Origin of the sequence: Nostoc sp. MS1 (assembly GCF_019976755.1) — a bacterium.
Classification (GTDB): domain Bacteria; phylum Cyanobacteriota; class Cyanobacteriia; order Cyanobacteriales; family Nostocaceae; genus Trichormus.
Genome location: NZ_AP023441.1, coordinates 2,370,403 through 2,382,566, shown reverse-complemented (window position 1 = coordinate 2,382,566; position 12,164 = coordinate 2,370,403). Strand labels below are relative to the sequence as shown.

Annotated in this window: 7 protein-coding genes and 1 pseudogene; all 8 read right to left on the bottom strand. The window is 38.3% G+C overall.

Going from position 1 to position 12,164, the window contains the following annotated elements:
* Positions 1 to 4 precede the first annotated feature (4 nt).
* The 8 genes and pseudogenes from NSMS1_RS10345 to NSMS1_RS10310 all read right to left on the bottom strand — a co-directional run bounded on the left by NSMS1_RS10345 (position 5) and on the right by NSMS1_RS10310 (position 12,133).
* Entirely contained in the window at positions 5 to 1,120 is a 1,116-nt protein-coding gene (locus NSMS1_RS10345) for a hypothetical protein (RefSeq protein WP_224092950.1), read from the bottom strand.
* A gap of 5 nt (positions 1,121 to 1,125) precedes the next feature.
* A complete protein-coding gene (locus NSMS1_RS10340; RefSeq protein ID WP_224092949.1) occupies positions 1,126 to 2,094 on the bottom strand; it encodes a lysylphosphatidylglycerol synthase transmembrane domain-containing protein in 969 nt (322 codons plus the stop codon).
* A gap of 61 nt (positions 2,095 to 2,155) precedes the next feature.
* A complete protein-coding gene (locus tag NSMS1_RS10335; protein ID WP_224092948.1) occupies positions 2,156 to 5,458 on the bottom strand; it encodes an ArnT family glycosyltransferase in 3,303 nt (1,100 codons plus the stop codon).
* 2 nt (positions 5,459 to 5,460) lie between these two features.
* Positions 5,461 to 6,804: a tetratricopeptide repeat protein gene (locus NSMS1_RS10330; protein WP_224092947.1), complete on the bottom strand. Its 1,344-nt coding sequence runs from the start codon at positions 6,802 to 6,804 to the stop codon at positions 5,461 to 5,463.
* 3 nt (positions 6,805 to 6,807) lie between these two features.
* On the bottom strand, positions 6,808 to 8,334 hold the full coding sequence (locus tag NSMS1_RS10325) for an efflux RND transporter periplasmic adaptor subunit (RefSeq protein WP_224092946.1): 1,527 nt from the start codon (positions 8,332 to 8,334) through the stop codon (positions 6,808 to 6,810).
* Between the two features lie 221 nt (positions 8,335 to 8,555).
* Positions 8,556 to 9,785, bottom strand: a complete 1,230-nt coding sequence (locus NSMS1_RS10320; protein WP_224092945.1) for a glycosyltransferase family 4 protein — start codon at positions 9,783 to 9,785, stop codon at positions 8,556 to 8,558.
* A gap of 94 nt (positions 9,786 to 9,879) precedes the next feature.
* On the bottom strand, positions 9,880 to 10,704 hold the full coding sequence (locus NSMS1_RS10315) for a glycosyltransferase family 2 protein (RefSeq protein WP_224092943.1): 825 nt from the start codon (positions 10,702 to 10,704) through the stop codon (positions 9,880 to 9,882).
* Positions 10,705 to 11,340: 636 nt separating this feature from the next.
* Positions 11,341 to 12,133 (bottom strand): annotated as a pseudogene (locus NSMS1_RS10310) (IS5 family transposase).
* Between the last annotated feature and the right edge of the window lie 31 nt (positions 12,134 to 12,164).

Here is a 12,164-nt window from a genome sequence, read left to right as displayed (position 1 = left end):
AAATTTATGGAATTTTATAGTAAAACTTAGTTATCTTCAGGGCGGTTTCTTCCCATTGTTGATTCCCTGTAACAGATGCCCAATAAGCAAAGGCACGTAGGGCTGACTTTCTATCTATACCTTTTACTTTGCCAGAGCGTCCTTTTTCCTGTCCAGCAGTGCGCGTATTATCCTCAGCGCTAATTTCTCCAGAAGGCAACATTCTAGTTTGTTGCCATAACAAAGATTTATTGATCATCGCTACAAGTTTGGGCGTTATGGGATCATGGGGAAAGTACATCACCCATCGCTGGGCATAAACTACGCCTACCATCTGATAACTACTATCATGACCACCTTTTTCTGGGTTAACACCATCAGGACGTTGCAGAGATAAGCCTTCTTGAATGGACTTACGACTATAGTTAATCAATTCTTGATCGCCAGTTAGTTTACCTGTTAATCCTAAAGCCGCAGCCACTAAGTAACGGCGATGGGTGTATGGCTTGTTACGTCTGATGCCTACTTTCCAAACATTTGGCAAAATCATCCATCGCGCCGCACGATGCACCAAAGGCTTATATTTAGCTACTTGGGCAGCATACTTTTGAGAATATGGGGATTGTTGTATTACTAAAAGACTACGAGCTACAGCTTGTACAAAGAAAGATGTACTATGGAAGCGATCGCCCGTCATAAAAAAACTGCCGTCATCAACTTGATAGGCAAATCCCCAATCAAACATCTTAAATCCCGCCTCGATGGCTTGTGGATCATTCTTAATCAACCCACCAATAACCAAATCTTCCCCATATCTTTGCTCTTCAATATACCAACGTTTTGCCTTATTATGCACCCAAAGGACGTTAGCACCATTAGCACCATTAGGCATTATTGATCTGTAACGCCCCGACAAACCTCGGTAGAGAACATTAGCGATTAAATCAGTTGATTCGTTCTCAAAATCAGTTTTTTGCGATAATTGAAACCGAGATTGATTACTTTGTTTTGTACTTGACTCTATCTCAAACTGGCTATTAAGAGAGTTCTTATTTTCTTGTGTCAGTACAATACTAGGGCTTGTCATCAGCGACAAGGATACTGCAACTAACCAAGCTGCTATATATTGACTTTTCAGCATTTGACTTACTCCATTTTTCCTTGCCTTGCTAATTGGAATCCTGTTGAGTCCAACAGCAAAATTAATGCTCCTGGCAAACTCAACAGCCAACTTAAAGCTGTAATTGTGAGGGATAAAAGTAGAGCCTGTTCTGTAGTTAAGCCAATACGATTGAATAGGTAAATCCATAAACCTTCTTTTAAACCCAGACCCCCTAAAGATATTGGCAGCAAGGTAACTACTACAATAATGGGAATGAATACTAAAAGTTGTAAATAAGAAATAGGGATTTTTAACTGTTGTGCCACAAGGTAGTGGTAATAAACTATAGCTAATTGCAACAACATTGATAACCCCATAGATACAACTAGTGCTGTACGATGCTGGGCAAATTTTCGCAAGAGAATTTGAATTTTAGCAAAACGGGTGGCTATCTTACCAAGGCGTAACTTTTCTAACCAAGGTTCAGCTAACATTAATAGTTTTGGGCTAGATATAAGTAGAACTGCTCCTACTAAAGCGCCTACACAAGCAAGAAATAATAAAATAATATCCCAACGTCCTATTAATTTAAACGCAGGAGGTAAACCAATTAAAGCTAAAGCAGATAAAGCAGCTAATCCGGTAAACCTTTCTAAAAATACAGATACAATTGCCACTTCTGAATCCTGAGTGACTTGAGCAACTCGATAAACGCGATATACATCACCCCCAAGCGCACCTGGCAAAAAAATATTCAGAAACATCCCCGCAAAATAGCTGTTCAGTAAACTGCTTATTGGTGCTGAATGACCACTCGAATTAAGTACAACCTGCCAGCGCCAGCAACTCAACAGTTGGCAACCAGTGTAATAGACCAAAGCTAGGACAATAAAGGGTAAAGATAAATGTTTAAACTGAGTCCAAGCTTGAGTAAAATCGATGCGAGTAAATACAAAAGCAAGTAGACCAATACTTACAGTTGTTTTAATGAATGTGTTTTGTTTTATTTTCATATTTTTTCAATTGAAAAAACATAAACCTGTATTCATCAGTCACTTAATACAGGTTTATAGCTTAATAAGCCCCTAGATCCTTACCTTTATTTGCTATACGTTTTGGTAATCCATCTTCTGGTTGCCAAAGCCGCAAACGAGTGCCGAAACTATCTATAACTGGTTTTCCTAAAGTTTCCATATATGACCAAGTTTCACGCCTGAATCTACCTTCTCTACTATCTTCCAAATGAATCCATACACGTTGGGAGTTTTGCAAAACATGATTTAATTGGTCTAAATTACTAATTACTGTTGCACCTGCCCAACGGTCAACTAACTTTCCTTGTCGCCAATAAACAGCATCAAAATAGCGATTACCCATTAAAAAGTAATCAAGTTTACCTAATTTAATAACTGCTAAAGATGGTAGAGGTGAAATAACTACATCAGATTGCTGTTTATAATTTTGGATGTATTCAAATATTGATGTATTCCGCTTATTGATAGCCTCATTATACCCAGCTAATACTCTAGCTGGTTGTATATTTATAAACAATATAATCAAAGCAACAACTAAGCTAATCGCTTTTATTGGAACTAAATTATCAAGAATCAACTGTAATTTATCACCACAACTTCTTACAACAGTAATTGCACTATAAATAGCTAAAAATATAAACAATGGATAAATTCCATAGACATAGCGTTCATCTAACTGATAACAAAGAATAGTTATCATCAAAATTTGAATCAGAGTACCAAAAAATAGAAAGCATAATTTATAGTTGTATTGACTAATAAAATAAATAAATCCTACTACAAAGAAAGCTGTATAAAGAGTTTGCAGTCTGTCAGCACCTTGAAAGAGATTAGCAATTAATACTGTGACATCAGAAAAGTGTAACCTTAGATAACTAGCTGTACTATCAGATATTGCAGCTAAAGGAGTTAAAAGGCGAATAGCAGCAAAACCAAGGTTATAAATGAAAATCGCTAAAGTAACTACACTGCCTAAGATAATGTGCCAGTCTTGTGATAAGTTAAAGGGGCGGTAAAAACAAAGGAAACCAATCAAAAATACGGGCAATAAAGTGAGGCTAATTTCTTGAGTTAATAAAGTTAAAGTTAAAGCCATAAAGAAAATGTACTGATAACCCCTGCCAGATTTTTCTATAAAGCCCTTGTAGAACGACCAGAAAGATGCCATAGTCAGGCATTGTAAAGCCTGATAAAAACGGATATTTCTTGAATACCAAAGTTCCCAAGGGTTGATAGCTAAAATTGCTGTTACTAGTAGAGCAATCCAAATCTTTCCAGTCAGTTGTCGAGCAAGAATATAGACTAAAATTAGAGTAGCTGTACCCCAAATTGCAGATAGCAAGCGAGCATTAACTATAGAATCTCCTACTACTCTTAACCACAGAGCTAACAAATAGTGATAAAAAGGCCCACGAGTATACCAAATACCAGAGGTGGCTATAGGTGCGCCAGTGCGGAGGATACCTCTGGCAGCGTCTAGAGAAGTATTTTCATCAGAATCTAAATCTATTAAACCAAGGTTATATACCCTCAACCCAAACCCTACACTGACAATCAGGATGAGAAATAGCCACTCACCCCAAATAGGCCATTTCTGCTGTATAACATTAAACTTATCCTGTAATAGTAGAATTGGCGATCGCCCGCGTCTTTGTATCCAAACGGAGATGTAAGCAATAATTGCTGCTACCAACCCTAAACTAAACACAAGCAAGACATTTCCACCTGATGCCAAGCTGAAACTAACACAGCCTACTAAACCTAGCGAGAACCAAATGAAAGATAGAGGTAATCTATTAATGTTTTTCTTTGTACGGCTGTAAATTAATGTCAATATAATTATGGCTGTAAATCCACACAAGATGACATAGTTGCTTTGCGGCTGGGCAAATAGTAAACCAACTTCTGATTCTGCAAAGCGATGTTTGAGTAAACCAATAGCAGCTAAAAATAGAGTGCTTGGTGAGAGTATTGCAGAACCTGCAACAAAGTTATCCCACCACCGATTTCCATATCCCAGCCATAAACCTAAAAGTGAAGCATAAATAGTTGCAAAGATAACTCCTCCTATTAACCAAAGGCTTTGATGCCATAGGTAATTAGGATAATTAAGTAAATAGGCGTTACCTTCAAAGTTGCGTTGGAAATCTTCTGGTTGAGGTAAACCTAAAAGTTTAACAGGTTGTGCTTCACCTACTCCTTTTGCCCATCCAGGTACAGGTTGATTTAATGCTGTCCAAGTATTATCTGTAGCAATTTCGCCAATAATTGCACCTGTTTCTGTTTCCACCCACCCATCTAAAAAGAAATTCAGAATACCATTAGAGTTGAGTGAGTTAGTCCCCGTTAATACTGTATTTAAGGGACTAACTAAGCTGACAGCTAATGTATTATTTCCGGGTTGAAGAAACTTTGTTACTTCTAATAAATGCAACTGATCGCCGTTCTCGGTTCGATAATTATTAATAAGATTGCCATTGAGTAACAGAGAATATGCACCCTCAGCCGCAAATCTTATATAAGCATGAGAAATTTTGTCTATGGGGATTTGCCAGTTACCTCTCAGCCATACTTGCCCTTGAGGACTTTGGTTTCCTGTAATCAAATTTCCCTGTAGAGGGCGGTCAAATAAGTTTTTACTTAAACGACTGTAAGTAGCTTCTCGAACCGAACCGAGTGTTTTAGCTTCTGACCAATTTTCATCGGCGAAATCTCGGTCATACCATTGGAGAGATTGACGAGTTTCTGATAAATTAGAAACTCGCCAAGTAGTTTCTCCAGTTGACAAACTAATAGGTGTAGCATCCTCTGTGGGATAAACTTCCCCTTCAACAACTACACGCGGATTGGTTTTCCCTTGTTGAATTTCTAGGGCAATAACATTTTTACCTGGGCGCAGATGACGAGTTATGTCTACATATGCTGTTAGTTTCCAGTCGTTAGAACTTGCAAGTAAGTAATTAACTGATGTCTTAGTTTTATAGGGATTACTATCATTAATATTTTGAAAAGGCATTTTCAGCCCTGCACCCAGTCCTAGAGAATTGTTGAGAACACTGTTTTCTTTGGCTATACGTCTTCCATTTACATATAAAGTAAAGTCATTATCAGCACTTATACGTAGCCAAGCTGCTGTGGCATTATCAGGTAAATTAAAGGTATTACGTAGATAAAAACGATAAGTAGGTGTTTGAGGTGCAATCCATTGGGCTTGTTGTGACCAATTCACGCGCTCTACAGGGGTAGGGATTACTTCCCAAATGGAAAACATCAAACTTCCTAACAATAATCCTAACGCTAGTATCAACCCTAATGGCAACCAATGCTGCGATCGCTGCATCATAATTATTCCCCTACTCCTGATTCATCCCAAGCCTTGGTGTCAACTGACTGACGATACCTCTCCCAAGTCTTGTCAATATTACCGTTTTGATATTCAGCCCAAGTTAGATGGACATAAGCTTGACCCATTAAACCAATTCCCGGTTCCTGAAGATACTTTTGTCCATTGATAATTTGTTTGGCGACTTCCGCCGATTTTTGAAATTCTCCGTTGACGACTCTGGCTAACATCAAGTCATACAAAGCCTCAACATGACCAGGAAATATATTTAATGCTTTTTCAAAAATGTCGGCGGCTGTTCCCGCATTTTTAGTGTTAGGCTCGTTAAAATAGTTAACACCTTGATTGAGTAAAGCCGCAACTAAATAACCTCTAACTAAAAAGCTGTGAGGTTGACTATTTAATGATTGTTTTAAATATCTCTCAGCTTCTAGGAAGTTACTATTTTTATAATTCTCTAACCCCTGGATGAAATTCAGTAATCCAGGCTCGATGTTATCTGTATATAACTCCGCTTTCGCTAGACGCTCTAAAAATTCTTCATCTCCCTTCAAAGCTGGATAAAATCTGGTTAAAACTTTGCTAGCATTGACAACTTGAGAATATTCACCTTTGGCAAACTGAACATTTAATTGATAGTTAGCAATATTACAATAAATTTGAGAACCTATAATTACAGCGCATACGAGTACAGTCACAGGTGCTAATACTTTCATGTCCTGAATTAGTAGATTTAGTCCCTGCTGTATCAATGCCAGATAAAGACCCATTAAAGTAATCATCCCGCCAATTAAGGCAAAGCCCCAACCTTTGCCAATTAAAGCGAAAAAACTATTTTTATAGCCAAATCCTTCAAGGATAACTTTATCCCATGATGGTAGTTGAAAAAATCGGCTATCCTCAATTTTCATGCCAAAAGTAGAAGCAGGAATATCTGGATTATCCAAAAGTATATTTTGTTTCCACTGTGCCTGAACTTCGGAAAAATTGTTTTCAACATGAGAAGAAACTTCTTCTCCTCGATTGTAGTATTCTGCGGCGATGAAAGAGACGGCAGGCGACCAAGTTGTGATGAAATAAGGAAAAAGTAATATAGGTAGTAATGCACCCCAAAAAACTAAGCGTGGGGCTTGCTGAATCGGAAATATGAAAGTGTAAGTGAAACTGGCGATCGCAAACACACCCAACAACAATCTGCCAGCATTAGCCCAAAATAGGTTAGTCCCGAATACATCTAAGGTTTGTGGAGGTAAACAATACCAAGGAAATACGGCTCCTGATAGTAGAAATACGGAGCCAATTAATAGAGTAATTCTTTCTCGAATAAACCAACTACCTTGATTCATCTTTTAGTGTCTCTCGGCGATCGTTGGTAATGCAGATTTATTTTCCAGGCGATCGCCTGGATTTAAAGCTAAAGAAGATACTACTACTTGCTCCCCAGGCTTCAAGCCGGCTAAAACTTCACGTTGATTGTCAAAAGTTCTTCCTAGTTTGACTTTCCTCACAACAGCCTTACCAGCTTCGTTAACCATCACCATGCCTTCACCAGCCGATAAATGAGTCACAGAACTTTCTGGAATGACTAAAGCTGTTCTTGTTAGATTAGCGAACTGAACATAACCCTGTAAACCAGGAGGCATTTGCAAATTATCAACAGCCACCCAAACAGAATAGGTATATTGTCGGTCAATACCCACTTTAGTTGGCTTAGTTGCATTAGTTTCTACAGTTGGATTAAGCTGGATCACCCGCCCTTCAAAAGTACGTCCAGGGTATGCTACTAAACGGACTGTTGCTTTGTCGCCTACTTTAACTGCATTAAGCCTGGCTTGATCAATATAAGCCTTAAATACAACATTTTGAGTTAAAGTTACTAAAGCATCACGACCGCGTGCATCTGCTATTTCACCAGCATGGATATTTACCTGACTAACTAAACCATCAGTACTGGCGTAAATCGTTGTTCTACTTAGATTTGTCAGAGCTTCTTGTAATTCGATCCTTCTGTTATCAACTGCGAGTTGAGCGTTTTTCACATCTTTATCTAATGTCTGCTGGGCTAACGTCAAAGTTTGTTGAGCAGAAATCAAGTCATTTTGGCGAGAAATGTAGAAATCTTGGTTGGTAAATTGCTGACTTTGTGTACCAATTATCCCCTGTTGGGCAGCTACTAATTCTCGTTTGCGAGTGGCATAGGTATCTTGCATATCATAGAGCTGAAACTTAGAAATTGCTCCCTGCCGAGCTAAAATTTGAATTTGTTTTAGTTTCTCTTCTGCTGTGGCTAGCCTTACCTGAGCAGCCTTGACATTATTATCTAATTCCTGATCTGCCAATTGATCAATTTTTCCCAGTCTAGTTTTAGCTGCATAAAACCTATCTTGAGCAGACCTCACATTCTCTTTCAAGGCTAATAACCTTTCTGCTACCGAGTTCTGCACAGTCTCAAGATTCTTTTGTGCAATAGTAAGGTTATTACGAGCTGTATTTACTTGATTTTCAAAAGAAGCCTTTTGTAACTGAAGCAGAGGTTGACCTCGATGCACCCATTGTCCTTCCTCAACGAAAACTTTTTCTATAGGGCCTGAGAGCAAAGAACGAACATCTACCTGCTGCATAGCAAAAGATTCACCAGGAGCGGCTAAATCATCCTCTAAACTTTTTGATGCTACTAATGCAGTTTCTACTTTGATAGGTTTGCCAGCTATACGTTGTAAAGCTGGATAACCAAAGCCCGAAGAGTAAAATCTTGAGCTTGGGTCTTTAAGGGCTGGGAGAAGTACAGTAAAGCTTAAAATCCCCATCACACCTAAAGGAGCGATTACAAAACTAGTGAGAATCCCACGATTGAGAATTGAAGATAATTGGGTCATATTTTGTCAAAACCTAGAGTTAATTGCAGAATTTCCTTGAAATATGCACTTAAACAGAACTTGGTAGATACTATTTGAGACCCTTGACAAAACAGAATAGTAATAAGCTGTAATTCAGGATTGGAATTATTTACATCTTTTGCACACCAGTTAATATTCCCTAAATAGTCAACAAACTAACAATCTCCAAAAAATTAACAATTATCATTTATCAGCAAAAATTAAGAGGTAATAGTTTGAGCATCTTTTTCCATCACACCGTTAGCCAATGCGTTAGCAAATACTTTCTGCCACATAGGAGTAATACGAAACCAATTAAACCGAACTTGTATATCTGCTAAACCTTCTTGACCCATTTTTTGAGCTTTGATGGGATTCGATAATAAACTCAATATCGCTTGAGCTAAAGCTTTTGGATCTTTCTCTGGTACTAGTAATCCAGTAGTTCCAGAATGGATGACATCGACAATTCCCCCTACAGCACTGGCAATTACAGGCTTTTGGTGAGCTAAAGCTTCTATCATCACAATTCCTAAGCCTTCAGTATCGCCCTTGCTATCTACAATTGCGGGTAATACAAACATGTCACATCCAGCATACTCATCAGCTAATTCTTCTTTGGTGACAAAGCCAAGGAAATCAACTATGCCATTTAGATTCAGTGCTTGGCACTGTAATTTAATTTCATCTTCGAGAATACCTTTGCCCACAATGCGTAAACGCACAGGATATTTAGCTAAGACTAAAGGTAGAGATGCCAATAAATATCGCAAACCCTTACGTTCATCTAACCTTCCGACAAACAAAAGCTTAGGCACTTCCTCTGGTGAACGTTTTTTAGGTGGCTTCGGCTTGATAGTCATACCGTAAGGGATAACGGTAACAGGCCCATCATAAATTTTACGAATCAATCCGTTGGTAAAAGAAGAATTAGCTGTCACACCTTTAGCGATAGGTAGTAACCAACGGAGAATATGTGTTACAAAACCAAACTTATTTGCTAACATAAGTTCGGCTCCGTGGAAACTAAACACCATCGGAATACCGAATAAGATGCTGGCAGGTAAAGCCATTAAACCGTGCGGAAAAGGCCAATGGATCTGGAGTAAATTTGGCTTTTCCTTGCAGCATAGCCAAAGTAATTGCAACGTACCTAACAAGATATATAAAACAGCAGCTAACAAATAGAGTGGCTGTCTCTGCAACTTGGTAGGAGCGCCATCTCTTGCCAAATTCTCAAAACGTTTTGGGCAGTAGCGAAAGCGATATACTTTTACCCCGTCTAATACATGGCTTGTAGAACCTTCATAAGCAGGAGCGAATACTGTAAATTTAGCTCCTGTTTCTTGCAAGCGTAAAATTGCTTCTCGTACAAAAGCACCATGATTACCATCAGTAGTTATGGGATATACGGAAGTAACAACAAGAATGTGTTTACCTTCAATACTCATAGATATGAAAAACTTACTAAATTTGAGGTAAAAATCAAACCCAGGAGAACAAGGACAAACTCTCTCTGGGTTTATTTATAGATAGCTGAATTAGCTAGACTATTTCCTGTTGAACAACACCAGCATAGTTTATGACTGAATCAGTGCTTTTCTGTTGCTGTCGATTAATTAGACGACCTTCAGTTTGAAACCACCACCATAATTTGACAAAATCAATAGTTGAAGTCAAAAGACGCTTTTTGCCAAACTTGCTGGTTCCAGAGTATCGAGGATGCCAAGGTGTAGCAACTTCTGTAACGTTATATCCTTGTGCTGCTAATACTGCCAATAAGTAGCGATGGGTAATTGTTTCTATTGGCAGATTTACTAGTAAATCACGACGAACCAGTTTGATCCAGTTCATGTCGTGGATCTTTAAATCAAAGAGTAAGCGACAAGTGGTATTGGCAATTTTAGAAGCGAAAACCTTACCATCACCCCGTTTCTGCCGCCAACCAGCAACTGCATCTACCCCTGGTACACAAGCTTTTAACAGCAATGGGATGTCAGTTCTGGGATCTGACTCTAAGTCTGCTTGTCCCCAAAATATCCAATCAGTTTGGACGTAATCTAATGCTGTTTTCCATACTCTAGCTACACCAAGCCTTTGGGGATGACGAACAATAGTCAAATAGTCGCGTGTTTCACTTATTTGTTTGAGAATTTGATAGCTATTATCTGTGCTGCCATCATCAACTACTAGAACTGGTAAGCTAAAGCCCATATCCTCAAAAGTTTCTTCTATATTGAGGAAGAGACGTTCCAAATTACCTTCTTCGTTCAGGCAGGGAATAACTATGCTAATTGAATAATTAAGCAACGGTGATTCTTGCTTTAAAAGTGAACTTCCCAATAAGCTTTCAGTAATTAAATTAACCATTATTGGCTACCTCAAAGACAATCTGTTGTTTTTTAAAATGCTATTTACAGCCAAGTCATCAAAAACAAAAACTATCAAAAACGAAAATATCAAAACATTTTTGATATTTTTTTATCTAAAATTACTTACTTCATTTCTTTGGTAGATGTTATAATTCAAATTTAATTGAACTACGCAATTATCCCTTTAAATCAAAGCTTACAAGAGACCCTAGACTCAATTTCAGTGCTAAGGCTAAGACTCAAATAGTAAAGACAAGTCTGCTATTATTGCCAAATAAGGATTTTATACTTATTTGTAAAAGCTTTTAGCATAACAGGTACAGAAGAGTCCTTATCTCTTCATTAATATATTTCACATAAGTAAAAAAGCAAACCAGTATTTCTATTGATTTTTTATATTTACTTATATAAATAAACAATTTTCCTTGACGTGATTAATATTGGTATTAATTATGTTTTTTTCTTTATAAAATAAGATTTTCTATTTTTTTTAAGTACTATTGCTGAAGTTTATTACTAAATCCAAAAATAAATAATACAAAACTATTAATATTTTGAGTAAAAAAATACCAAGTATATCTTGCAAAGGAAAATAGTGTAAGAGGATGTTTGAAAAGTTTTAGGAAGTCAAAAATTAAGCCAGTCGCTTCAGCATAATACGGATCATTGCAAGGTAGATAAAAGTTTCTGATGTTTCGGGCAATAATTCATAGTCTCTGACCAATCGGCGACATCCCATAAACCAACCAAAAGTGCGTTCCACCACCCAACGTTTTTTGAGCAAAACAAAGCCCTTAGTTTGCTCTGGTCGCAGCACAACCTGGACAATCCAGCGACAAAAATTCATAACCCATTGCATGAAAGGTTCTCCATCAAACCCACCATCAACCCAGATGGTTGTTAAGCGAGACTGTGGCTGAGATTGTTTGACTCGTTTGAGAACTTGTTGACCGCCAGCGCGCTCACCCACATTGGCAGCTAGCTGTGACCAAGACTCGTAGCACTAATCCCAAGGTATCAACTGTGATAAATCGCTTACGCCCTTTAATTTTCTTACCTGAATCAAAACCTACGTCTTGACTCACCATTGCCGCACTTTTAACACTTTGACTATCGATAATGGCTTCCGATGGATTCTTGTGTCGTTCCTGGTCTATTCGCACCCACTCCCTGAGACTGTCATGGATTAACAGCCACGTCCCATCTTTGCGCCAATTACGGAAATATGTGTACACTGTCTGCCAGGGCGGAAAGTCTCCTGGTAGCCCTCGCCATCTCACTCCTTCTACCAAAATATAGAAAATTGCATTGAGAACTTCCCACGTATCGACTTCACGCTTGCGTCCTCCTGGTTTTGCCTCTGGAATCAGCTCACTGAGAAATTCATATTGGTCACGGGTCAGATTGCTGGGGTATGCTTTACTCATGTCGCTCTCTCGGTGCTGTTTACTATTCATT

Excerpts from the sequence above, each read along its gene's own strand:
- NSMS1_RS10345 (WP_224092950.1), bottom strand. The coding sequence starts at position 1,120 with ATGCTGAAAAGTCAATATATAGCAGCTTGGTTAGTTGCAGTATCCTTG.
- NSMS1_RS10340 (WP_224092949.1), bottom strand. The coding sequence starts at position 2,094 with ATGAAAATAAAACAAAACACATTCATTAAAACAACTGTAAGTATTGGT.
- NSMS1_RS10335 (WP_224092948.1), bottom strand. The coding sequence starts at position 5,458 with ATGATGCAGCGATCGCAGCATTGGTTGCCATTAGGGTTGATACTAGCG.
- NSMS1_RS10330 (WP_224092947.1), bottom strand. The coding sequence starts at position 6,804 with ATGAATCAAGGTAGTTGGTTTATTCGAGAAAGAATTACTCTATTAATT.
- NSMS1_RS10325 (WP_224092946.1), bottom strand. The coding sequence starts at position 8,334 with ATGACCCAATTATCTTCAATTCTCAATCGTGGGATTCTCACTAGTTTT.
- NSMS1_RS10320 (WP_224092945.1), bottom strand. The coding sequence starts at position 9,785 with ATGAGTATTGAAGGTAAACACATTCTTGTTGTTACTTCCGTATATCCC.
- NSMS1_RS10315 (WP_224092943.1), bottom strand. The coding sequence starts at position 10,704 with ATGGTTAATTTAATTACTGAAAGCTTATTGGGAAGTTCACTTTTAAAG.